16 protein-coding genes are annotated in these 23,843 nt (G+C 45.7%); 9 read left to right on the top strand and 7 right to left on the bottom strand.

Annotated features, from left to right (window positions below; genetic code table 11):
- Window positions 1-387 precede the first annotated feature (387 nt).
- Window positions 388-1,089, top strand: a complete 702-nt coding sequence (locus HMPREF0650_RS03130) for an SIMPL domain-containing protein (RefSeq protein ID WP_040562288.1) — start codon at window positions 388-390, stop codon at window positions 1,087-1,089.
- On the opposite strand, the gene HMPREF0650_RS13010 is transcribed toward HMPREF0650_RS03130, so the two are convergent.
- Window positions 1,086-1,238: a hypothetical protein gene (locus HMPREF0650_RS13010; RefSeq protein ID WP_155813561.1), complete on the bottom strand. Its 153-nt coding sequence runs from the start codon at window positions 1,236-1,238 to the stop codon at window positions 1,086-1,088. The two genes, HMPREF0650_RS03130 and HMPREF0650_RS13010, sit on opposite strands and share 4 nt — an antisense overlap.
- Before the next feature lie 31 nt (window positions 1,239-1,269).
- Window positions 1,270-1,689 (bottom strand): large-conductance mechanosensitive channel protein MscL, encoded by a 420-nt coding sequence (gene mscL / locus HMPREF0650_RS03125; RefSeq protein WP_004348309.1) that lies wholly within the window; start codon window positions 1,687-1,689, stop codon window positions 1,270-1,272.
- Between the two features lie 298 nt (window positions 1,690-1,987).
- On the opposite strand from mscL, the gene gap reads away from it, so the two are divergent.
- The 7 genes from gap to guaA all read left to right on the top strand — a co-directional run bounded on the left by gap (window position 1,988) and on the right by guaA (window position 11,936).
- Window positions 1,988-3,007 (top strand): type I glyceraldehyde-3-phosphate dehydrogenase, encoded by a 1,020-nt coding sequence (gap, locus tag HMPREF0650_RS03120; RefSeq protein ID WP_004348308.1) that lies wholly within the window; start codon window positions 1,988-1,990, stop codon window positions 3,005-3,007.
- An 80-nt stretch (window positions 3,008-3,087) separates the two neighbouring features.
- On the top strand, window positions 3,088-4,002 hold the full coding sequence (gene miaA / locus HMPREF0650_RS03115) for a tRNA (adenosine(37)-N6)-dimethylallyltransferase MiaA (protein WP_004348307.1): 915 nt from the start codon (window positions 3,088-3,090) through the stop codon (window positions 4,000-4,002).
- The gene (locus HMPREF0650_RS03110) at window positions 3,992-4,927 is read left to right on the top strand and encodes a diacylglycerol/lipid kinase family protein (protein ID WP_004348306.1); all 936 of its coding nucleotides are present in this window, start codon (window positions 3,992-3,994) and stop codon (window positions 4,925-4,927) included. Before miaA ends, HMPREF0650_RS03110 begins: the two co-directional genes overlap by 11 nt.
- A 466-nt stretch (window positions 4,928-5,393) precedes the next feature.
- Entirely contained in the window at window positions 5,394-7,337 is a 1,944-nt protein-coding gene (locus HMPREF0650_RS03100; protein WP_004348305.1) for a glycogen debranching enzyme N-terminal domain-containing protein, read from the top strand.
- Between the two features lie 16 nt (window positions 7,338-7,353).
- Window positions 7,354-8,622 (top strand): glycosyltransferase family 4 protein, encoded by a 1,269-nt coding sequence (locus HMPREF0650_RS03095; protein ID WP_004348303.1) that lies wholly within the window; start codon window positions 7,354-7,356, stop codon window positions 8,620-8,622.
- A gap of 44 nt (window positions 8,623-8,666) precedes the next feature.
- Entirely contained in the window at window positions 8,667-10,079 is a 1,413-nt protein-coding gene (locus HMPREF0650_RS03090; RefSeq protein WP_004348301.1) for a glycoside hydrolase family 57 protein, read from the top strand.
- Between the two features lie 312 nt (window positions 10,080-10,391).
- On the top strand, window positions 10,392-11,936 hold the full coding sequence (guaA, locus tag HMPREF0650_RS03085) for a glutamine-hydrolyzing GMP synthase (RefSeq protein ID WP_004348300.1): 1,545 nt from the start codon (window positions 10,392-10,394) through the stop codon (window positions 11,934-11,936).
- Window positions 11,937-12,046: 110 nt separating this feature from the next.
- On the opposite strand, the gene HMPREF0650_RS03080 is transcribed toward guaA, so the two are convergent.
- Together HMPREF0650_RS03080 and HMPREF0650_RS03075 are read right to left on the bottom strand one after the other, a co-directional pair.
- Window positions 12,047-14,587, bottom strand: coding sequence for an ATP-dependent Clp protease ATP-binding subunit (locus tag HMPREF0650_RS03080; protein WP_004348299.1), 2,541 nt, complete (start codon window positions 14,585-14,587; stop codon window positions 12,047-12,049).
- 130 nt (window positions 14,588-14,717) lie between these two features.
- Window positions 14,718-15,698 carry a GNAT family N-acetyltransferase gene (locus HMPREF0650_RS03075; protein WP_040562273.1) on the bottom strand — a complete coding sequence of 327 codons (981 nt, stop codon included), beginning with the start codon at window positions 15,696-15,698 and terminating at the stop codon, window positions 14,718-14,720.
- A gap of 86 nt (window positions 15,699-15,784) precedes the next feature.
- On the opposite strand from HMPREF0650_RS03075, the gene HMPREF0650_RS03070 reads away from it, so the two are divergent.
- On the top strand, window positions 15,785-16,354 hold the full coding sequence (locus HMPREF0650_RS03070) for a Maf-like protein (RefSeq protein ID WP_004348296.1): 570 nt from the start codon (window positions 15,785-15,787) through the stop codon (window positions 16,352-16,354).
- Window positions 16,355-16,621: 267 nt separating this feature from the next.
- On the opposite strand, the gene ypfJ is transcribed toward HMPREF0650_RS03070, so the two are convergent.
- From ypfJ to HMPREF0650_RS03055, 3 genes are all read right to left on the bottom strand, one after another.
- Entirely contained in the window at window positions 16,622-17,497 is an 876-nt protein-coding gene (gene ypfJ, locus HMPREF0650_RS03065; RefSeq protein WP_004348295.1) for a KPN_02809 family neutral zinc metallopeptidase, read from the bottom strand.
- Window positions 17,498-17,715: 218 nt separating this feature from the next.
- On the bottom strand, window positions 17,716-20,598 hold the full coding sequence (locus HMPREF0650_RS03060; protein WP_004348294.1) for a PD-(D/E)XK nuclease family protein: 2,883 nt from the start codon (window positions 20,596-20,598) through the stop codon (window positions 17,716-17,718).
- The gene (locus HMPREF0650_RS03055; protein ID WP_004348293.1) at window positions 20,595-23,843 is read right to left on the bottom strand and encodes a UvrD-helicase domain-containing protein; all 3,249 of its coding nucleotides are present in this window, start codon (window positions 23,841-23,843) and stop codon (window positions 20,595-20,597) included. Before HMPREF0650_RS03055 ends, HMPREF0650_RS03060 begins: the two co-directional genes overlap by 4 nt.

The raw sequence follows: 23,843 nt of genomic DNA, 5'->3' as shown, positions 1-23,843 counted from the left end.
GATGTTTCCTGCGATGGCTATATGCACTGTTTTTGTCTTACTAAGAGTTGATGACTAAGCAGAATGAGCCGGGCGTATTCTATCTATTAGATTCAAAGATGCAAAGCCTTTCTGCGTTTTGTCTGCAAAGTTAGCCCAAACAGTGCATACTTCAAAATATATTAGTTGGTTTTTCTTGGTCTCCGTTTACCTTGACTTTCTCTTTTAGGAAGAAGCTGTCAGCCCTACGTGTGAGATGTTTTTCCCTTACTATTTGATGTGTTATAATGTTTGACAAAAGGTTATTTTATTCTAATTATGTGCTTTTGTTATTCCATTCGCGCATGCAATTGAAATGAAAACCCTATATTTGTGTCATACAGAATGATTTATCAAAAACATAAAAATATGAAAGGACAAGTTTTATCTGCGGCACTCATCGCCTTCAGTATCGTCGTTTTAGGATTTGCGATTAAGGGCGGTATCGATAACTTTGTGAACAAAGACAACAAGGTAACGGTAAAAGGATTGTCAGAAAAAGAGGTTGAGGCGGACAAAGTGACATGGCCCATCTTATCAAAAGAAATTGGCAACGACCTGCCACAGCTGTATAAAAACATCGCCAACACACAGGCCATCATCAAAAATTTCTTGCTGAGCAATGGTATTTCGGAAAGCGAAATCAGCGTTAACGCACCCTCCGTGATTGACATGAATGCTAACCAATATTCCAGCAATGAGTCGCGTTATCGCTATAACATCACCTCATCGATAACCGTAACCTCGAAGAAAGTGAAGTTGGTGAGAAGCATTATCGCCAAGCAAGGTAGCTTACTAAAGGAAGGAGTGGCCATCGTGGATGGGGGATATGAGAATCCTGTGAAATACGAATATGTGTCTTTCGCGGCCATGAAGCCCAAGATGATGGAGGAAGCCATAGATAATGCAGAGAAAACAGCCCAGCAATTTGCCGAAAACAGTCGCAGCAAACTGAACAAAATAACCAGTGCTGATCAAGGACAGTTCTCCATTGAGGACCGTGATTCCAACACGCCTTACATCAAAAAAGTAAGAGTGGTGACCACCATTACCTATTCTTTGAAAGATTAGTCGCCGTTGAAGGTCGCACCAGTGGGTTGATTTTCTGCGCGCCTGCCGTTGGCTTTGTGCGTGAAAGACGAAGAAAACAACGGATGTTTCATCGTGAAGCATCCGTTGTTATCGTCAGATAGGTCTGTAAAGATGATAGACCTACCCACTTGTTTCTTGTATGTAAACGAAGAATTTTGCTTATTTGTTCTTCAGCAAGTCACGAATCTCCGTCAACAGTTTCTCTTCTGCTGTTGGTTCAGGTTTTGCGGGTTCAGGTTCTTCTTCATTCTTCTTGGTGAGTTTCATGACAGCTTTGACGAGCAAGAATATGCAGAAGGCGATAATCAGGAAATCTACTGTCTGCTGAATAAAGTTGCCATAGTTCACCGTTACGGCTTCCATGGTCTTGCCATCTTCTGAAAGTTTCTCGCCCAGTTTGATACTCAAGTCTTTAAAGTTGACACCGCCAAGCAGAAAACCAATGGGAGGCATGATGATATCATTCACGAGGGACGTAACAATTTTGCCGAAGGCACCTCCGATGATTACACCGACAGCCATGTCTACTACATTGCCACGCATGGCAAATGCTTTGAACTCATTTAAAAACTTCTTCATAATTGTCTTTTTTTATAATAATAATCGATATTTTGTCATGTAGACTTGTCATTGTTCTTTTTCGATGATTATATTCTGTAAAGTTATCGAATAACAAGGCTTTTTTATATTATTTAATACATGAATCACATGCAAATATAGAAAATAAATTGTAACTTTGCATACAAATAAAGGATAATTGTTACTTGACGTTCGTTTTTTTCGTTGTTTCATGACACGATGAGAGATTCTGTCATCAGGATGACAATCATTTCTATGATTTATAATTTAACCCTTTAATAAATAAACTAAAAGTAAAATGATTAAAATTGGTATTAACGGTTTTGGCCGTATCGGTCGTTTCGTTTTCCGTGCTTCTTTGGAAGAAGCTAATGCAAAAGACGTAGTAGTTGTAGGTATTAACGACCTTTGTCCAGTTGATTACTTGGCATACATGCTGAAATATGACACCATGCACGGTCAGTTCAACGGTACAATCGAGTATGACGTTGAGAAATCTGAGCTGATTGTAAACGGTAATAAGATTCGTGTGACTGCAGAACGCAACCCTGCTGATTTGAAGTGGGATGAGATTGGAGCAGAATATGTTGTTGAGTCTACAGGTTTGTTCTTGACCAAAGAGAAATCACAAGCTCACATCCAGGCTGGTGCCAAATATGTTGTGATGTCAGCTCCTTCTAAGGATGACACTCCAATGTTTGTTTGCGGTGTAAACCACGAGAAGTATGAGAAGGGTACACAGTTTGTTTCTAACGCATCTTGCACCACCAACTGCTTGGCTCCTATCGCTAAGGTGTTGAACGACAAGTTTGGTATTACCGATGGTTTGATGACCACTGTACACTCTACTACCGCTACACAGAAGACTGTTGATGGTCCTTCTATGAAGGATTGGCGTGGTGGACGTGCCGCTTCTGGCAACATCATTCCTTCTTCTACAGGTGCTGCTAAGGCTGTAGGTAAGGTGATTCCTGAGTTGAACGGCAAGCTGACAGGTATGTCAATGCGCGTTCCTACTTTGGATGTTTCTGTTGTTGACTTGACCGTTAACTTGGCTAAGCCAGCTTCATACGACGAGATTTGCAAGGCAATGAAGGACGCTTCTGAGGGCGAACTGAAGGGTATTCTTGGATACACCGAAGAGGCTGTTGTTTCTTCTGACTTCTTGGGCGACCCACGTACCTCTATCTTCGACGCTAAGGCAGGTATCGCTTTGACAGACACCTTCGTAAAGGTTGTATCTTGGTACGATAACGAAATTGGTTACTCACACAAGGTTGTTGAGTTGATCAAGCACATGGCAAAGGTTAATGGCTAATCAAAAATAGTCGTTTAACGATAAATAAGCCGTTCGAGATAGCTCGAACGGCTTTTTTTTAGTATATTTGTCGCGTGAAGATGTTAACAATCTTAGGTCCAACGGCCAGTGGGAAAACGGCATTTGCAGCCCATCTTGCAGCCGATATCGGTGCTGAAATCATTAGCGCCGACAGCCGACAGGTGTATCGAGGGATGGATATCGGTACAGGCAAAGACCTCTCTGACTATGTCGTTCACAAGCAAATTCCCTATCATTTGATTGACATTGTAGATGCTGGTGAGAAGTACAATCTGTTCCGGTATCAGCAAGATTTTCATGCAGCATACGAGGATATTGTTTCCAGAGGCATCATTCCCATCCTCTGTGGCGGCACTGGTCTGTACATAGAAGCCGTGTTGAAAGGTTATGCGCTGTCGCCCGTGCCCCAGAATGAGCATCTGAGGCAGCAGCTAAGCGGCAAGTCTTTGGCCGAATTGACGGACATATTGATTGATTTGAAGCATAAAAACCATTCGGTGATGCACAATCAATCTGACGTAGATACAGCGCAGCGCGCCATCAGGGCCATTGAGATTGAAACCCATCTATTGCAGCATCCCATGCCCCAACGCGCACTGCCACCCATTGACGCATGCATCATCGGACTGCGCATTGACAGGGAAGAACGCCGGAAAAAGATTACTGACAGACTGAAGCACCGTTTGGAAAATGGCATGATCGAGGAGATTCAAGGGTTATTGGCTTCAGGTATACCGCCCGAAAATCTAATCTATTACGGATTGGAATATAAGTATGTGACCGAATATGTCATTGGAAAAACTACCTATGACGAGATGTTTCAGCAACTCGAAATTGCCATCCATCAGTTTGCCAAGCGACAAATGACTTGGTTCAGGGGAATGGAACGGCGAGGGTTCGTCATCCATTGGATTGACGCGACGCTGCCCATGGAAGAAAAAATAACAAGAACGAAAGAGATATATGGCTATTGACAACAAACGGTGGGGGATTATTTACTGCCCCAAGAGCAATGCTTTAAGACCACAAAAACATTGGGAGCGCATCGAAAGAAGCCTGAAGGCCAATGGGGTGGAGTACGACTATGTGCAAAGCGAGAATTCCGCAAGCGTGAGTCGTTTGGTCAAGATGTTCATCAATTCGGGGTACAAGACGATTGTCATCGTTGGTGGTGACTCGGCTCTCAATGACACCATCAACTGCATGATGCAGGCCGACTCGCAGCTGCGTGACGAGATTTCTTTAGGACTTATCCCCAATGGACTGATGAACGACTTTGCTCATTTCTGGAATATGCGGGAAGGTGAGGAAGAACGTATTATCAAAGCGCTGAAAAAACACCGTGTCAAGAAATTGGATTTGGGTTGCATGCGGTACACTAATAAAAACGGTGAGGCGTGCAGGCGCTATTTCTTGAATTGTGTGAACATAGGCTTCATAGCAGCCATCATGAACCTGCGCCGCAAAACACGCCGCTTATTTGGGTCGCGAACCCTGTCGTTCTTTTTTTCTTTCGCCTTGTTAATCTTCCAACGACTGGATTATAAAATGCATCTCAAGATTAATACCGATATCATTAAGCGTAAGGTGATGACGGTGTGCGTGGGCAACTCGCTGGGGTATGGCCAAACGCCAAACGCCGTTCCCTACAACGGTCAGTTGGATGTTTCTTTGGTCTATCATCCCGAAATGACCCAACTTTTTGAGGGAATCTACTTGTTCTTGCGGGGTAAGTTTCTCAATCACAAGAGCGTACACCCTTATCGTACTAAAAAAGTTGAGGTGTTTACAGCAGAACATGCCATGGTGGGTATTGATGGACGACTGATGAAGACGCCGGTTGGAAAATTCACGTTGTCGATAGAACCCGAAGCCATCAATTTCTTGTTGCCCGACTAATCTCTTTTCTTATTTTTGCAGTTGTCTCCCAAGGCTTCAGCGTTTCGGTTCCAAACCCATTGAGTTTGGCCTCTAAACGCATTGACTTTGACCTCCAAACTCATTGACTTTGGGCATCAAACTCATTGAGTTTTGTTTACCAGCGTTCACTGAACTGGTTTTTGGGCGTTACATCCGTCTGCGTACCTGTATCGGTATTGGTTTTTTACGGAAATGATATTGGTGAAAACATGCTTGTGAATGATGCTGGAACCACGTTGCCTACTAACATCGACAGACAAGAGAGAAAACCACATTTGTTGCTCATCCAGAGCGAAATAAGATGAATTTTACAAATAAAGTTCGGTTTTATTTTGCTTTCAATTGAAAAATGACTAACTTTGAATCCGCCGTCAAACACGCAGAAATGTTGTTTGCTGCGGCCGTTAAATCTAGTAACAGACCAATATTATACCTTAATAGGCCTATGAGCTATCTTAAATTTGAGCGGGCTTTCATGACTAATTTGGAGGAATCTCTTCAGAGAGAATTGCTGCGTACCAATCGGTCGGGAGCCTATTCCTGTTCTACCATTGTGGATTGCAACACCCGCAAGTATCACGGCTTGTTGGTTGTTCCCGTCCCCGAACTTGACGATGATAATCATGTGTTATTGTCGTCGTTGGATGTTACGGTCATCCAGCATGGTGCAGCCTTCAACCTGGGTTTGCACAAATATCAGGGCGATCATTTCAGTCCGAATGGACACAAGTATATTCGCGAGTTCAATTGTGACAAAGTTCCTACGACCATCTATCGGGTAGGTGGAGTTATGTTGAAGAAAGAAGTGGTTTTCCAGCACTATGAAGACCGAATCTTGATATGCTATACGCTGCTGGATGCACACTCTGAAACCACTTTGCGTTTCAAACCTTTCTTGGCATTCCGTAGCGTTCGACAGTTCACGCACGAAAATGCGACGGCCAGCAGAGACTTTGTGCAAGTGGACAAGGGCATCAAGACATGTATGTACCCAGGTTATCCGGAGCTGTTCATGCAGTTCTCTAAAGACAATGAGTTTGTGTTCCAGCCCGATTGGTATCGTGGGGTGGAGTATCCTAAAGAACGTGAGCGTGGGTATGCGTCCAATGAAGATCTCTATGTGCCCGGATATTTCGAGCTGAACATCAAGAAAGGAGAGCGGGTCGTGTTCTCGGCATCTACCTCTTCCTGCGATCCGAAAGAGCTGCAACAACTCTTCGGCGAAGAAGTAGAGGCGCGTAGTCCGCGCGACAATTTCTTTCATTGTCTGGTCAACGCTGCCCATCAGTTCCACAATCGTACGTCTGAAGACGAACGGTACATCCTGGCTGGTTATCCCTGGTTTAAGTGTAGGGCGCGCGATACGTTTATCGCCCTGCCTGGATTGACCTTGTCTATCGAGGAACAAGACTATTTTGAGTTAGTGATGGCAACGGCCATGAGAGGTCTCACCGAGTTTATGGAAGGCAGGCCGTTGACCGTAAAAATATATGAGATAGAGCAACCCGACGTGTTGTTGTGGGCGGTATGGGCCATTCAGCAATACGGTAAGGAAGCTGGAATGGAACAATGTATCAGTCGGTATTATCAATTTGTGTTGAAAATCGTTGATTTCATCGAGTCTGGACGCCATCCTAATCTCAGCCTCGAGAGTAATGCACTGCTCAAGTCGAATGGCAGAGATAAGCCGGTGACATGGATGAACTCTATAGCGAATGGCAGTCCGGTTGTGCCACGTTCGGGGTACATCGTAGAGTTTAATGCGCTATGGTACAATGCGCTGAAGTATGTAGCAGCCTTGGCAGAAGAAAGCGGAGACCTAAAAACTGTAGATCATTATGAAGCTTTGGCGACAAAATGCCAGGAATCGTTTGTGAATACCTTCTATAACGAACACGGTTATCTGTTTGATTATGTTGATGATGGGCGCCCCGATTGGAGCGTTCGACCCAATATGATATTCCCTGTTGCCTTTGATTATTCACCGCTTACACAAGAGCAGAAGAAAAATGTCTTGGATGTTTGTACCCGAGAACTGCTAACCCCAAAGGGATTGCGTTCGTTGTCACCCAAAAGCAATGGTTACAACCCCATGTATGTGGGGCCGCAGACGCAGCGCGACCATGCCTATCATCAGGGAACGGCGTGGCCCTGGCTGGGTGGTTTTTATATGGAAGCGTGTCTGAAATTGTACAAACGAACGCGATTGAGTTTCATTGAGCGTCAGATGGTGGGTTATGAGGACGAGATGATGCAGCACTGCTTGGGTACGATTCCCGAGTTGTTTGATGGCAATCCGCCGTTCCATGGGCGTGGAGCCATCTCGTATGCCATGAACGTGGCAGAGGTGTTGCGCACACTGGAGTTGTTAGAAAAGTATAAATATTGAAAAGGAGGATGAACAAATGAAAGTATTGATGTTTGGATGGGAGTATCCTCCTCATATCCTCGGTGGTCTGGGTACGGCCAGTTTTGGTATCACCGAAGGACTGAAAGCGCAGGGCGACATGGACATTACCTTTTGTCTGCCAAAACCATGGGGTGACGAAGATCAGTCGAACGCCCATGTGGTTGCCATGAACAACGTGCCTATTGCCTGGCGTGACGTGGATGCTGACTATGTGAAAAGTAGGATAGGCAACATCACTGACTACCAGGAGTATTATCGATTCAGGGATCACATTTATGCTGATTTCAATTACATGAATGTTAACGACTTGGGATGTTTGGATTTTTCAGGTCGTTATCCCGACAATTTGCATGAAGAAATCAATAATTATTCTATCGTGGCAGGCGTGGTTGCTCGTTCACTTGACTTTGACATTATCCATGCACACGACTGGCTGACCTATCCTGCCGGCATCCATGCGAAGCAAGTGAGCGGGAAACCGCTATGCATTCATGTGCATGCAACCGACTTTGACCGTAGTCGGGGCAAGGTGAATCCAACCGTTTATGGCATGGAGAAAAACGGAATGGACAATGCCGACTGTATCATGTGTGTGAGTGAGCTGACCCGACAGACGGTCATTAATCAGTATCATCAGGATCCCAGAAAGTGCTTTACGGTACATAATGCGGTTTATCCACTGCGACAAGAATTACAAGATATCCCTCGCGCGGACCACCGCGGGAAAGAGAAAGTCGTCACTTTTCTAGGGCGTTTGACCATGCAGAAGGGTCCTGAATACTTTGTGGAGGCTGCCAACATGGTGCTTCATCGCACACACAATGTACGTTTTTGTATGGCAGGGTCGGGCGACATGATGGACCAGATGATTTATCTGGCGGCTCAGCGAGGCATTGCACATCGCTTCCATTTCCCCGGATTCTTACGTGGTAAACAGGTATACGAGTGTTTGAAGGCTTCTGACGTTTATGTCATGCCGTCTGTGAGCGAGCCGTTTGGCATCTCTCCGCTAGAGGCTATGCAATGTGGCACACCCTCCATCATCTCCAGACAGAGCGGATGTGCCGAAATTCTGACCAACTGTATCAAAGTTGACTATTGGGACATCCATGCCCTGGCGGATGCCATCTACTCCATTTGTCACAATGAAAGTCTGTTCACCTACCTGCAAACAGAGGGAAAGAAAGAGGTGGATCAGATTACGTGGGAGAAGGTAGGCGTTTGGATTAGAGAGCTTTACGAGCGTACAATGGGCTGGCGTTAAGTGTGATAGATATGTGTGAAATAACGAAAAACCTATAAATAACAATGAAAACAATTTGTTTATATTTCGAAATACATCAGATTAGGCATCTGAAGCGTTATCGCTTTTTTGACATTGGTACCGACCATTATTATTATGATGACTATGAAAATGAGCGGTCTATGACAGAGATTGCCAATCAATCGTACATGCCAGCCCTCAACACCCTGTTGGACATGATTAAGACGCACAATGGATATTTCAAGGTGGCCTTTTCTCTTTCAGGCGTGGCAATAGAGCAAATGGAGATTCATGCGCCGCAAGTGCTTGAAAAATTGCAAGAACTCAATGAGACAAAATGCGTGGAGTTCTTGGCTGAACCCTATTCGCACGGTCTTTCATCGCTGATTAATGAGGAATGTTTTGCGGCAGAGGTGAAGCGCCAGTGCAAGAAGATGGAAGAGTATTTTGGCCAACAACCGCGCGTTCTTCGTAATTCGTCATTGATTTACAGTGATGACATCGGACTGCAAGTTTCGCAGATGGGGTTTGATGGTATGCTGACAGAGGGCGCCAAGCAAGTGCTGGGATGGAAATCACCTCATTATGTTTATCATTGTACGTTGGCGCCAAAGCTGAAACTTTTGTTGCGTGACGTGGAGTTGAGTGACGACATTTCACTGCGTTTCAACAACCGTTCATGGGAAGGTTATCCTTTGTTTGCCGACAATTACATCAACCGAATCGCTGAACTTCCTGATAAAGAGCAGGTAATCAATATCTTCATGAATCTGTCTGCCATAGGTATGTCGCAGCCATTGGACAGCAACATTCTTGAGTTCTTGAAGGCATTGCCGTTTTGTGCGAAGCATAAAGACATCGTGTTTTCTACTCCTTATGAGATATGTTCAAAGACCCAGAGCGTTGGTGCCTTGGATGTTCCAGATACAATTAGCTGGAATGATGAGGAGAGAGATGTGAGTGCTTGGCTTGGAAACCCCATGCAGCGAGAGGCATTCAACAAGCTTTACAGTGTTGCTGATCGCGTGAGAATCGCCAATGATCCGCGAATTAATCAGGATTGGGATTATTTACAAGCCAGCAACAACTTTAGATTCATGACCACTAAATCGTCTGGAGTGGGATTGGATCGAGGCATTTACAGCAGTCCTTTCGATGCCTTTACCAATTATATGAACATCTTGGGCGACTTTATCAATCGGGTAAACACGCTTTATCCTGAAGAAATCGATAATGAAGAGCTGAATTCTCTATTGACAACCATCAGGAATCAAGGTGAAGAAATTGAGATAAAGGAGAAAGAAATCCTACGTTTGCAGACAAAAATCGAAAAGATAGAGGCGGCCAGTGATAAACTAAAGGCGAAGCTGGACGACGATACAGACAAGGAAAAAGGTACGGTTTCTGGTACAGAGGCAACGTCAATCGCCGCCAAAAACAAAGATTTACAGGCGTGATTCGTTGTCGTTTTTAGAGATTAAGATGTGAGAAATCATAGTAGTGGCATGCACTTCAAGGATTGTGCATGCCACTTTTTGGTGATAGGTCAGTAAGATTTTTATATGAGGTTTCTGCAATTGCGCCTAAAATTGTTTACTCAACGACATTTTTTTCGCACCCCTTTGTTATTTGCTCGAAAACCTTTAACTTTGTACCATAGAAGGACATGAAGATTAGAGTGGGGCATACTGTAATAATAAGCTAGCTCGTTCTTGTGCAGAATGTGTCGTTCTAGACATTACGAATCAGTATCCAGTAATATCATCAATATGCAACAGAAAATTATCATTTTAGACTTTGGTTCACAAACTACACAGCTTATTGGCCGAAGAGTGCGTGAACTGGATACCTTCTGCGAAATATTACCGTATAATAAGTTTCCTAAAGGTGACGAATCTGTCATTGGTGTCATCCTGAGTGGGTCGCCTTATTCGGTGCATGACCATGAGGCATTCAAGTGTGATTTAAGTGATTTCATAGGCAAGTATCCCGTCTTGGGCATCTGCTACGGCGCTCAATTCATCTCATTCACCAATGGTGGAAAGATAGAAAGCACGGGAACGCGCGAATATGGACGCGCTCGTTTGGAAAAGTTTGATGCAACTAATCCGCTATTTAAGGGTTTTCAACCACAGTCACAGGTGTGGATGAGCCATGGTGATACCATTACTGCCATTCCAAGTGATTGTCATGTTATTGCCAGTACGGGTGAGGTGAAGTATGCAGCGTATGCCAGTGAGAAGAATCCAACATGGGCTGTTCAGTTCCATCCCGAAGTATTTCATACCACACAAGGTACTACTTTGTTGAAAAACTTTGTGGTAGATATCTGCGGCAGCAAGCAAACATGGAGCCCTGCATCATTCATTGAGAGCACGGTTGAGAGCATTCGACAACAGGTGGGCAATGACAAGGTGATATTAGGACTGAGTGGTGGCGTAGATTCTTCTGTGTGTGCAACACTATTAAACAAGGCCATTGGTCGTAATTTGACCTGTATTTTCGTTGATCATGGCTTGTTGCGTAAGAACGAGTTCAGCAATGTCATGAAGGCTTATGAAGGTCTTGGGCTGAACGTAATAGGCGTTGATGCCAGCAAGAAGTTCTTTGCTGACTTGAAAGGGGTGACCGATCCAGAGCAAAAACGCAAGATTATCGGCCGCGACTTCGTTGAGGTGTTCAATGCAGAAGCGAAGAAAATCACCGATGCTAAGTGGTTAGCGCAGGGAACTATCTATCCTGACCGCATCGAAAGTTTGAGTATTACCGGCATGGTTATCAAGAGTCATCACAACGTGGGTGGCCTTCCAAAGGAAATGCATCTGCAACTTTGCGAGCCTCTTCAATGGCTGTTCAAGGACGAAGTGCGCCGAGTTGGGTACCAATTGGGGATGTCAGAGCATCTCATCAAGCGTCATCCTTTCCCCGGACCCGGCCTTGCAGTTCGCATTCTTGGGGATATTACTCCCGAGAAAGTTGCCATTTTACAAGAGGCGGACGATATTTATATCCGTGCATTGCATGATTGGATTTGCGACGATGGCGAGCCATTATACGATAAAGTGTGGCAGGCCGGAACCGTATTGCTGTCTACCATTCGCAGTGTGGGTGTGATGGGGGACGAACGAACCTATGAGCATCCCGTCGCATTGCGTGCCGTTACCAGCACAGATGCTATGACTGCCGACTGGGCACACTTTCCATACGAGTTCTTGGCAAAGGTGTCTAACGAGATTATCAACAAGGTAAAAGGGGTGAATAGGGTTTGTTACGATATCTCTTCGAAACCGCCTTCGACCATCGAATGGGAATGATGATTCCACATTTCCGTGCAAAATATAACAAAAAGTCCCAAAGATGAAAATCACCTTTGGGACTTTTTGTTCATGAATGTTTGTTCGTTTTTATTCGAAGCCTGCACTGATTATTTGAAAACCAGCTCATCTTTTCCAGGCTTTTTCTCGATGGTGATGGTGTCACCAGGGTGGAGTTCGCCCGATAGAATGCGTGCTGCAACGCCATCTTCAATATAGGTTTGGATGGCTCTCTTCAGTGGACGGACACCAAACTGCACGTCGTAACCTTTTGTTGCCACAAACTCTTTGGCCTTATCCGATACATGAATGTGGTATCCCATGCCTTCAATGCGTTTGAAAAGCCCCGTCAATTCGATGTTGATAATCTTCTTAATGGCATTCAAGTCAAGCTGATCGAAGATAATGATTTCGTCCAAACGATTCAAAAACTCTGGTGCGAACTGCTTGCTCAGGCTCTTTTGAATAATCGAACGGGCGTATTCCTTATCCTCATCATTCATGCTGGGACCTAAATTGTTGGCAGCATTGAAGCCAATACCACGTCCAAATTCCTTCAGTTGGCGTGTTCCTGCGTTCGAAGTCATGATGATGACGGTGTTTCTAAAGTCAACCAAGCGACCGTTTCCGTCCGTCAATCTTCCTTCATCCAACACTTGCAGTAGCGTATTGAACACGTTACCGTGCGCCTTTTCTATTTCGTCCAGCAAAACAATGGAGTAGGGATGGCGCCTAACTTTCTCGGTTAGTTGTCCTCCTTCCTCATATCCTACATATCCAGGAGGTGCTCCCACGAGCCGCGAAACATTGAAACTTTCGGTGTATTCGCTCATGTCAATCCTTATCAGCGCGTCTGTTGAACCAAACATGTGCTCTGCCAATTTCTTGGCCAGATAGGTCTTTCCTACGCCAGTGGGTCCCAAAAACATGAAAGCGCCTATGGGATGGTTCGGATCTTTCAATCCAACGCGATTCCTTTGTATGGCCTTTACCAACTTGTCGATGGCAGGATCTTGGGCAATAACTGCGTCTTTCAGTTCTTTGGCCATTCCCTTCAACCTTACGCCTTCAGCTTCTGCCATGCGTTGAACAGGCACACCAGTCATCATCGACACAACATCAGCAACCTCGTCTGCCGTGATGTTCACCCTTTCATCCATCTTGCCAGACGACCATTGCTTGTTCATGTCTTCCAACTCAATTTCCAATTCGGTTTGTTTGTCTCGATAACTGGCCGCCAATTCGAAATTCTGATTGCGTACAGCTTCTTGCTTTTTTATCTTCACCGCATCGATTTCTTTTTCCTTGTCGGTGATAGAGGAAGGCACTTCAGCATGTTGCAAAAACACTTTCGACCCCACTTCATCCATGGCATCAATGGCTTTGTCGGGGAAGAAACGGTCGGTTACATACCTTTCTGTCAACTTGACACAGGCCAACAGTGCCTCATCCGAATATTGAACATGATGATGCTGTTCGTATCTCTCCTTGATATTTTTCAGTATTTGCAGCGTTTCATCAGTGGTGGTCGGCTCAATCAGCACCTTTTGGAATCTGCGTTCCAAGGCACCATCTTTCTCTATTGAGTTGCGATATTCATCCAATGTGGTGGCACCAATACACTGAATCACGCCACGAGCTAATGCTGGTTTCATGATATTGGCGGCATCCATGCTTCCTGGTGTACTTCCCGCACCAATCAGTGTGTGAATCTCATCAATGAAAACGATGATGTCAGGATTCTGTTCCAATTCTTTCAACAGGGCACGAATACGCTCCTCAAATTGTCCCCGGTATTTCGTTCCGGCCACAATGGCTGTCATATCCAGACTTACCACTCGCTTGTTGAATAGCACGGGAGATGTCTTGTGCTTGGCAATCAGTTGTGCCAATCCCTCTACGATGGCACTTTTGCCAACGCCCGGCTCACCTATTAATATAGGATTATTCTTCTTTCGTCGTCCCAGAATCTCGATAACGCGTAGAATTTCCTTGTCCCTTCCTACCACCGGATCCAGTTTTCCCTCCCTCGCTGCTTGTGTCAAATCGGTAGAGAAGTTGTCCAGGATAGGCGTTTTGCCATTCCCTTTTCTCGACTGTGTCGCTGTAGATGGTGCGGCATTGCTTTGGTTAGAGCCCGTGTGTTGCCCTCTTGCTTCAAATTCAGCTTCCTCTTCCTCGTCTGGCAAGTCAAGTCTGCTGCTTGTTGGTTTTGCCATTCGTCGCAGATAGGTCAGTGTATCTTCGTAATTCATGTTGTTTGTTTCTAAAATTTCTTTGGCACCATTGTTGGCTTGGTCATGCAAAATGGCCAACAACAGGTGATGCACGTCCACCGTTTGCGTATGTTGAATCCTCGCTTCCAGCACGGCCAGCTTCAAAATGTTGCTGGCTCGTTCGTTCAAAACGAGTTCCGACGTGTTGATGGGTTCGTTGATTTCTTCTATTCGTACCCGGTTTTCCAATTCTGCTTTCACGGTTGGAAGATTGATGTTCAATCGTGTAAACACATTTTGAACCAGGCTATCCTTTTCTCTGAGCATCCCCAAAAGAAGATGTTCCGGCCCAACTGATCGGCTGGCCAGTCGGGTAGCTTCCTCTCTACTGAATGCCAGTACTTCGGATACTTTTGGTGAAAACTGACTAGTCATATCTCTTTTTACCTTTCTTTTCTAATTAAATACTACTGAATAGTTTGCAAAAATCGTGCCAATCTACGATTGCATCGCCATCCAATCCTGATGTCTTATTGTCTAGAGGTGCCTCGCCTCGGCATCAACCTTATTGCCGGTAGAGCCATGAAAATAGACGATTCACCCACGGTACGTATATCCTGAACCAGCGGTATTTGGTCACTGGCTTGCCTCCGAACCTGAGGATGAACTCTCTGAACTGACTCTTCTTAAATGGTAAGCCAGCGTAGAGGAAGTAGAAGTGCTCGCAATGATTGTCGTATGCATATTTGATGGCATTCCAAACCGTGATCGTGTCGGGGTGCAGGGGATAGAAAGTCTTGCGCTTGGACGCCAGGTACCACAGATAAGCGTTTCCTTGTGAAAGGATAATGGTGCATCCGCCAATCAGCTTGTTTTTATACTGTGTGATGAATGTCTTGGTGTGTTGATTTTGATACAACTTCGTAAACATCTCTTCAGAAGGGATGAATCTCTTGATTTTGCTTCTGAAGTGGTTTTTCAAGTGATTGTAAAACAGTTGGAGTTCTTCTGTGGTAGCCACCTCACTCGTTGTCACTCCGGCAGATTCAGCGTGTGCGATACGTTTCAAGGTCTTCTTGCTCAACCGGTTTTCTGGCGGCATACTGTGCAGCGAGTTATGAATCTCTTGCCAGTTCATGGGGAAGTACTTGTTCTGTCTGAAGTGTTGATAGCCAAACATCTTCTGGCTCAAGGCACTGAACTCTGTGTATAGCGCGAGTTTGCGCCTAAAAAAGCGGTTGATTTCATACAGCATCAGCCCAAACACTTGTTCCTTGTTCTCACAACTGTCCTCATATTCTCCCTCTCCGTAAACTCGCCCTTGCTTATATATAAAAGGTGGAATCCAGGTGCCATGCCATCTCAATAGGGCTAACATGTGAGCCACACACTTGCCTGTTTGGTCTTGTGCGACAACCATGTAAGGCGTTTGACCGGATGTACGCTCGGCTATCCGGAACAGCTCCGTGCTGTGAAAAAAGTTGTTGCAGGTCATCGGTGGCAACTCAGAGCTCTTGGAAATGATACTCACCTTGATGTTGTCCATAGGACAAAAATACGAAATGTTTTCTGAAAAAAACAATGTTTCGGTGAATTTGATTAACTTTGTCCCACAGATTTTTAACTATTCTGATGATTAAACCATACAAAATCATTCTGGCTTCACATTCTCCACGGCGTCAAGAGTTGCTGCGGGGCCTTGATGTGAGCTTTGAGGTTAAGGTGAAAGAAGGCATTCCCGAGGATTATCCAGCCGATTTAGACACGGTCGAGATACCCAAGTTTATCGCACAAAAAAAGGCCGCTGCCTACGAAATGGCGCAAGACGAGCTGTTGATTACAGCCGATACGGTGGTCGTGTTGGGCCGACATGTCATGGGTAAGCCTGCGGATGCCGACCATGCCCGACGCATGTTAAGAGAGTTGAGTGGCAAGACGCATCAAGTGGTAACGGGCGTTTGTCTGAAAACGACATTGGAGCAGCGTGCCTTTTCGGTGGTGACAAACGTGACGTTTAAAGAACTTTCGGATGCTGAGATAGATTACTACATCGAGAAATACCAGCCTTTCGACAAAGCAGGTGCATACGGTATACAAGAGTGGATTGGCTATATTGGTGTAACCAAGCTCGAAGGTAGTTACTTCAATGTCATGGGATTGCCCGTTCAGCGCATTTATGAAGAGTTGAATAAAATGAAGTAACCCTCTTCAATACAACGCTTTAAGATCTTGATGATTTGAAAATAAAAAGGCAATTGCAAGTGTGTTTGTCACCTTTCTGCATCATGCGTTCTTTCCATTCATGCAAAGTGGTTTTTCAATAGCATTGAGTTTGGTGCTTAAAGTCATTGAGTTTGGTGTCCAAAGTGATAGAGATTGGACGCCAAACTCAATGCTATTAAAATCGATGAGCAGATTGATAGAAAAATAAAACGAAAAACAGTGTTGCTCTTCGTTTTAGCTTCCCATTTACAAGTCACTTTCACTTACATCGAAAGTGTTGATGCTCATGTCGCCTTTTTCAATTCCCATCTTCAACCATTTCATGCGCTGTGCACTGGTTCCGTGGGTGAACAACTCTGGCTGACTGTATCCCTGTGCCTTTTCTTGCAGGTAATTGTCACCTATTTTTTCGGCACAATTGATGGCCTCTTCAATGTCGCCATCTTCTAGTGAATTGTATTCCGCATCATCATAATGGGCCCACACGCCGGCGTAATAGTCGGCCAAAAGCTCCAAGCGCACACTCACCTTGTTGGCTTCAGCCTTGCTCATGCGGCTCATCATGCTATGTCCTTCTGACAAGATGCCCAGCAAATGCTCCACATGGTGGCCCACCTCATGCGCGATGACGTAGGCGTAGGCAAAGTCGCCACTGGCTCCCAATTGGCGTTTCATGGTGGTGAAGAACGAAAGGTCAAGGTACAGCTTCTGGTCGCCCGAACAATAAAACGGCCCTACTGCCGATGTCGCCGAGCCACAGGCACTCTGTACGCCACCCGTATACAACACCAGCGTAGGTGGAGTGTACTTGCGTCCCATCTGCTGAAATACCTTTGTCCATACGTCTTCCGTGCCTGCGAGTATCTGTCTGGAAAACTTTGCCAGTTCTTCCTCTTCTGCCGTGAATTCCCGTTGTTGCGGGGCACGTTCTTCTTGCAAGCCGTTCAGTGCGCCTTGCTGGATGACGTTTCCTATCACGTCACCGAGGTTTCCGCCCGACATAAATGTCATCAGGGCAATGACAACAATGGCTCCTAAGCCTCCGATGCCAGCCTTTGCGCCTCGTCCCATGCGCCGGCGGTCTTCTACATTGTTGCTTTCTCTTCGTCCGTTTAATCTCATTTTGTATGTTGTTTTATGGTTGACTTATTGAATTGAATGACTGACAAATTTAATCATTTATTTGATAACTCCGTCGAAATTGCTCAGGAATGATGTTCCGCTGCGGTAAAATCACCTGTTTTTGCATGATGAGGTCGGTTGAAATACGGCCGCACGCAGCCGAAGTGGGTGTGTTATTTTAGGTTTGCCGCACCCCGATTTATCGGTGTACGGCTCTGCTAACTTCTCGATGTTGGAGGTACGTTACGGTCACAAAGCTGGCGATAAGCACAATAGGTGCATCGTTTCAGTTCGCTGGTGGGTGCGAAGGGGATGGATGGATTGTAGATTTCGCTCAGCAATTGTTGTAGATTTTCCTTGAATTTCGCATCATGCTCCCCAATGTCCAACACCTTTTCCTTCTCTAAAAGTAGTGTCGGATCGTAGTCTTCGCCAGCGGTTTGTTGGATGAAGAGCAGTGCCGGACTTACTGGTAGCTGCGAAGGATTGAGCTGGGGATGGTGCTTGACGATGGAAGCGTATAAGAAAGTTTGTAGATAATAATCCTTGTGCTTCTCTGAAAGCTTTTCATCGGTAAAGATGTCATCCACGTCAACGGGCGTCGATGTCATGGATTTGCCTGTTTTGTAGTCTATGACCCGTATGCGATGCGTGCCGTCGGGATTGACAATCTCGTCCAATCGGTCGATGTAACCACCGATGGACAATGAGTGGGAGCCTTGCGCTGTCTCGAAAGTAATTGTCGAACTGACCTTCTCCTCCAGTGACTTGATGACGAAGGGTGCCAGCTTTTCATCAATTTGCAGCAAGCGGTTGAGGTAGTCGATGATGACCCTTCGGTTGATGAGTTGTAGACCATTGTATTCGGGTCGGTAGCCCTTGTTGCTTACATTGAACAATTCTTCGTTAAAAGCCTGGTCTACAAACTGTTCAATGCGCTTTCCTTTCGTTCGCAGGTCATGTATATCACTGGCTTGTATGCGTTGGTTTTTCTCCTTCAGGTGGGTATAAATCAGTTCTGCGCTGCGGTGAAAAATGTTGCCGAACATGCGATTGTCGACAGCATCCTCTGCCTCTGGCTCCTTCAATCTCGCGAGGATGTTGTAGTAAAATTGCAACGGGCATCGCAGATAGCGGTTGATGGCGGTGGGAGAGAGCTGCTCCAGCTGGTTCAAAGCCTGCATCACCTGTTCGTTTTTCTCAATCACTTCCGGCCCATGTGTCTCCATGCTTTGCCCGCACAGCATGGAGTATCGTTGGATGGGGTGCCCACTTTCTACCATCATCTGCAACATGAACCTGCTCATTTCGCCCGTATGGCTAATCTCGGTTGAATTGTTATAGGTCAGCGTCACGTCGCTGGCTCGCTGTATCAAGCGGTGAAAATGGTAGGCATAGATGGCCACTTTGTGCTTCACCGTGGTGAGTCCGTAGGCTTCACGCAAGGTGTGAGGGATGAAAGACGTGTCGCTCACCCCTTTTGGCATGTTGCCTTCGTTGCACGACAGCACAAGCAGGTGGTCGAAATCGAGGTTGCGCGTTTCCAACACGCCCATCACCTGGATGCCTTCAGCGGGCTCGCCATGGAACGGGATGCTGGTGGCTTGTATGAGTTGGGCCATGAGTCGTTCGAAGGTAGTGAGGTTGATGGTGAGGTCGCCAGCTGCAATCAGGTCTGACAGTCGGTTGATTAAGGTGTACATTCTGAACACCGATTCCTGGAAAAAAGCGTCTTCGTTGTCTCTTCCTTGCTGTCCTATCCGTTTAAGGACATTGAGTATCCATGTTGTTAGCAAGCTGTTGGTTGGGTCGTCATCAATGTCTGTGAACAAAAGCGACAGACCGTCGTCCATGGAAAGCTCGCTGCGGGTTGGAAAGTAATGCTTCTCGGTATCGAGATGTGTCAGCAATGTTTGGTGATTCTCTGAAATATACTGGGCATACGGATGCCTTAGCGCGCGCTTGACGGCTGCCAGTCGGTACTTGTCTGTGTTGAGGATGTGGCCGGAGGTTTGCAGCATCAGCAGGACGTTGATGAGTGATGCCACCGGCGATTGCGCCAACGGATAGCCCGTGGTGATGTTGATTTTTCCCGCTTCTGGTGGGATGCAGTGGATCACCGTTTGCAAGAGCTGCTCGTCGCACATCACGATGGCGGTGTTCTTGCCAGCTTCGATACGCCCCTTTTCACGAAGCCAAGTGGTGATGTAGCGGGCTTGCATGTTCTCTGTGGGAGCCGATAGGTAGGTGATGTCTTTCGGTTTCGTGAACTGTTTGTACAACTCGTCCGACTGGTTGTCAAGCTCATTCGGGAACACATCCAGGTATTGACGGATGAAATGGCCGGCCTCTTGCTTGCCATCTGCCAGGTAATAGCGGTCGAAGTCCCAATAAAACAAGGCCTTACCCGTGTCTTTCAGTCGTTTGAAGAGGGCTTGTTCTACTTTTTGCAGCACGTTGAAGCCCACGAAGACATATTGGTCGTATTCAAATTCGATGTCCTCATTCTGTGCCACTTGTCGATAGAGAGCGCCTTCGTAGGCGATTCCCTGGTCTGACAGGCGCTGGTTGAAATCGTGATAGATATCCTTGAAATGGCTCCACAGATTGAGAAAGCGACGCTTGAGTTCGGTATCGTGATCTTCATCAAAGTTCTTAAAAAACGCTTGGAGTATCTTTTTTTGTTCCTCAGACAGGTAAGAAACGTCATCAAACTCGTGTATGTCTCGAAGATTGGCAAACACCTTGTCGGCATCAACCATGTTCTTGTCAATGTCATCAAAGTCGGATAGCAACAGTTGCCCCCATCCATAGAACTTGTCAAGCGTTTCATCGCTTCCGGTACATGCATTGAATGATTTGTGCAAGTCACAGATTAATTTGATGGAATCGCCGACGGTGAAGGGAGAATGCCGACGAAATAAGTCGCTGATGGTGATGTAGGACGGACTCCAGATGGGGCGGTCTGACAGGCATGCCAGCTGTTCGTTCATGAACAGCGACGCGCGCTTATTGGGAAAAACCACTGCCACGCGGGATAAATCCTGCCCGAACTTGGCAATCAAGTCTTGGGCTACATATTTTAAAAAGCTGTTTTTCATATCACTTCTTCAATCTTGTTGCTATAAACATACCACAGATATCCTGTCACATGGGCATGACCCATCTGGGTTAACAGTTGCATGTATTGCTTGACTTGATCGATGTGTTGGGGCTTCGGCTTGCCAAACTTGAAGTCAACTACAATCATCTGTTGTCCGTCGGTCATCACCCTGTCCGGGCGATGGGTCATCACTTCTCCCGTCGTGGGATTGACATGCAAGATGCTACATTCGTTAAATAGTTTCCATTTGCCAGAGAACCAGCTCGCAACCTTAGGATGATTGAGCCGCTTGTTCAACATCTCTTGCAGTTTTTCTCGGGTCACAACGTCATCGTATAATACGCCATCAAATTCTAATTGCTTCAAAACTGCCTCCGCATCGTCAGCGGTTTTGATTTGAGAAAACAGCTGATGGAGGATGTTTCCCAGTTGGATGTAGCTGGATTGTCTATCATCTTGCTCCTCATCTTGGCTGACAAACTCTTTGCTTTGGTTGCTTTGTCTGAATTCAACCATGTTGTCAAAACTCTCTATGCCTATCTTCAACGTCTTGACAGGCAGCTGAAAGATGTTTTCTGAAGCCCTCTTTGTTTCGTCTTTAGGCGTGGACAGGGTTCCAAACTCCAGGCTGATGGTGTCGTTCTTGTTATCCATATCGCCCGTGAGAATGCTTCCCGACAGTGCTTGTTGCATCTCTTCCACACTTTCTTCAATTACCTTTGATCGCCTACCAGCACTCTTTCGCTGGCCAAGGATGAAGAGACTCTTGCCTGCTCTGGTCAAGGCGACGTAGAGAAGGTTGAGGTTGTCAACCATGTTTTGCAGATGTTCGTGCTGATAATCGGGCTCAAAGAAAGTGTTTGTCATGCTTTTCTCCGAGAAATCTATCGGTATGAGCGGCAGTTGACAGAAGGGTTCAGCATCCGTTCTGCACCATAATGTGTACCTTTTTTCCAGCTGCCAATCACAGAAAGGAATAATGACATGGTCGAATTCCAGTCCCTTACTCTTATGAATGGTCAGTATCCTGATTCCATCAAAGCCGTCACTTTGAATGGTTTTGTCATGCAATGTCTCGTGCCACTGCTCCAGAAAGTTGTCCAATCCAGTGATGTTGTCAGTCAAATATTGATTCAGCAGGTCATAAAACTCACAGATGTATGCACTTTGATCCTTGAGCGTGTCGAGCTGAAAGATGGCAAACAAACGTTCAACCAAATCGATTGGTGGTAACGTCAGCAATGAATCGGCCTGTTGTGTGAATTCTTTTGGAAGCCAATCCGTAACATCTTTCCATTGAATGAATAAGTCATTGTCGTCCAATTGGTTGTTAAGTATTCGCTTTTGATATACTTTTGATAGATTGGCCAAGGCGATTTTGTCCTCTGGATGCATGAGACAATGCAGGGCATCTATCAACAGATTGACCGCAATGGATGAGTCCAACCGGAAAGCTTCGTCAGATACCAGACGTATTTCCGGCATGGTTTCCATCAGTGAGTCAGCGATGGTTGGTATCTCTTTGTTGTTACGAACCAGGATGGCGATGTCTTTTTGCCGCACTCCTTGTTCCATCAGCGTGGAGATGGTCTGTGCGATTTCGGTCACCATCAGGTTATCATAGTCTTCTTTTGGAAAGAGTTTGATGTTGGCAAAGCCTGTCCTGGTCTTCTCATCAGGTGCTTTTTGGCACACGTCCTCGTACGCTTTCTTCACTTGCTCTGCTTCTTCAGGGTTGTCTGTGGCCAGTGCTTCATACTCTTTTCGTGCGACAATCGAGAAGAATGTGTTGTTGAAATCAATAATGTTCTTCTCCGATCGGCGGTTCACGTCAAGTTTTAGGGTTTCGAGTAGATGACCTTGTGATGGAAATTCCTGCTCAATGTTGTTTAACAGTCGCCAATCACCAGAGCGGAACCGATAGATGCTTTGTTTGACATCGCCCACGATGAGCCCCGTACCGTCGGCATGACTGATGACTTCTTTCAATAGAATTTTGAAGTTTTGCCATTGGATGGTGCTGGTATCTTGGAACTCATCAATCATGATGTGTTTGAGTTGTGTGCCTATCTTTTCAAAGATAAAGGGCGAGTCGCTGTCCTCTATAAGCTTGTTGAGCAACAGTTGTGTGTCGCTGAGCAAGAAGCTGTTAGAGTCGGCGTTTAGCTCTCTTACCTTATTCTCAATGCTCCCGAGCAGTCTTAGCTGGTTGAGATGTCGCAAAATGAGTGTTGCTGTGCGGAAAGGAACAAGTAGTTGTCTTCGTCTTTGCTCTGTGGTATTCAGCAAGTTGGTGAGCTCTGTAGCCAGCATCATCAACCCCTCATCTTTTTGTTTGGTCTTTGTCAACCATTCTTCCGGTGCCTCCGCAGCTTTTTGCGCCGTGGCGTTGAACAGCTTGTCGTCGTCATATTTACCCGAACCGAGCTTGATGAAATAGCCTGCGGGTCCCATTTTCCCTCTCTTTAAATCATCAATAGAAGCCTGATGTCGGTTGAGTGTTTCGTTGAAGGCTTCCCCCATTTTACTGAATTCTGCTGATGCTCGATCTCGGATGTTTCTCAATTGTTTGGTATATTGCACAAAGAAGTTGTCTTGACTCAGTACGTTCTCCAGTTCATCGCGGTGCGCTTTATACACATCCTTAAAGATGTTCGAGCCAAAATCCTTGATTTCTCCAATAACATTCCATGACTTGTCGTCAGAGATGTTTTGTCGGATGTATTCGTATATCCATCTCAAGAGTTTGTCGTTTGGCTGCAATTCTTCAATCAACTCATCTACTGCCTTCTCTTTCACTTGCTTATCTCTCAGCTCAATTCTTAGGTTTGCTGTGAGATCAAGTTCTCTCGCCAGGTTTCTCAACACGCTTTGAAAGAAAGCATCGATGGTTTCTACCCTGAAATAGTTGTAATTATGCAGCAACTGTCCCAAAGCCTTTTGCGCCCGTTCACGGATTTTAACACAGGGAAAGGGGATGGATTCTTGTATCTTGTGTAAATAACTATCAGAGTCGGGCAAACCATGAGCGATGCCATACAGCTGGCTCAGGATGCGCATCTTCATTTCTTCCGTCGCCTTGTTGGTAAAGGTGACAGCCAAAATAGAACGATAGGCGTCGGGGTTCTCAATGACACGCTTCATATACTCTGTGGCCAGTGTGAAGGTTTTGCCGCTTCCCGCACTTGCTTTATACACCGTGAGCGATGGTTGTTGTTCAGATGAGTTGTTCGTTGCAGTCAT

Origin of the sequence: Hoylesella buccalis ATCC 35310, assembly GCF_000177075.1 — a bacterium.
GTDB classification, from domain to species: Bacteria; Bacteroidota; Bacteroidia; order Bacteroidales; family Bacteroidaceae; genus Prevotella; species Prevotella buccalis.
This window is presented reverse-complemented; position numbering and strand designations above follow the sequence as displayed.

What these genes read in the sequence shown, in the direction of transcription:
- HMPREF0650_RS03130 (WP_040562288.1), top strand. Translation starts at nt 388, where the DNA reads ATGAAAGGACAAGTTTTATCTGCGGCACTCATCGCCTTCAGTATCGTC.
- mscL (WP_004348309.1), bottom strand. Translation starts at nt 1,689, where the DNA reads ATGAAGAAGTTTTTAAATGAGTTCAAAGCATTTGCCATGCGTGGCAAT.
- gap (WP_004348308.1), top strand. Translation starts at nt 1,988, where the DNA reads ATGATTAAAATTGGTATTAACGGTTTTGGCCGTATCGGTCGTTTCGTT.
- miaA (WP_004348307.1), top strand. Translation starts at nt 3,088, where the DNA reads ATGTTAACAATCTTAGGTCCAACGGCCAGTGGGAAAACGGCATTTGCA.
- HMPREF0650_RS03110 (WP_004348306.1), top strand. Translation starts at nt 3,992, where the DNA reads ATGGCTATTGACAACAAACGGTGGGGGATTATTTACTGCCCCAAGAGC.
- HMPREF0650_RS03100 (WP_004348305.1), top strand. Translation starts at nt 5,394, where the DNA reads ATGAGCTATCTTAAATTTGAGCGGGCTTTCATGACTAATTTGGAGGAA.
- HMPREF0650_RS03095 (WP_004348303.1), top strand. Translation starts at nt 7,354, where the DNA reads ATGAAAGTATTGATGTTTGGATGGGAGTATCCTCCTCATATCCTCGGT.
- HMPREF0650_RS03090 (WP_004348301.1), top strand. Translation starts at nt 8,667, where the DNA reads ATGAAAACAATTTGTTTATATTTCGAAATACATCAGATTAGGCATCTG.
- guaA (WP_004348300.1), top strand. Translation starts at nt 10,392, where the DNA reads ATGCAACAGAAAATTATCATTTTAGACTTTGGTTCACAAACTACACAG.
- HMPREF0650_RS03080 (WP_004348299.1), bottom strand. Translation starts at nt 14,587, where the DNA reads ATGACTAGTCAGTTTTCACCAAAAGTATCCGAAGTACTGGCATTCAGT.
- HMPREF0650_RS03075 (WP_040562273.1), bottom strand. Translation starts at nt 15,698, where the DNA reads ATGGACAACATCAAGGTGAGTATCATTTCCAAGAGCTCTGAGTTGCCA.
- HMPREF0650_RS03070 (WP_004348296.1), top strand. Translation starts at nt 15,785, where the DNA reads ATGATTAAACCATACAAAATCATTCTGGCTTCACATTCTCCACGGCGT.
- ypfJ (WP_004348295.1), bottom strand. Translation starts at nt 17,497, where the DNA reads ATGAGATTAAACGGACGAAGAGAAAGCAACAATGTAGAAGACCGCCGG.
- HMPREF0650_RS03060 (WP_004348294.1), bottom strand. Translation starts at nt 20,598, where the DNA reads ATGAAAAACAGCTTTTTAAAATATGTAGCCCAAGACTTGATTGCCAAG.
- HMPREF0650_RS03055 (WP_004348293.1), bottom strand. Translation starts at nt 23,843, where the DNA reads ATGACTGCAACGAACAACTCATCTGAACAACAACCATCGCTCACGGTG.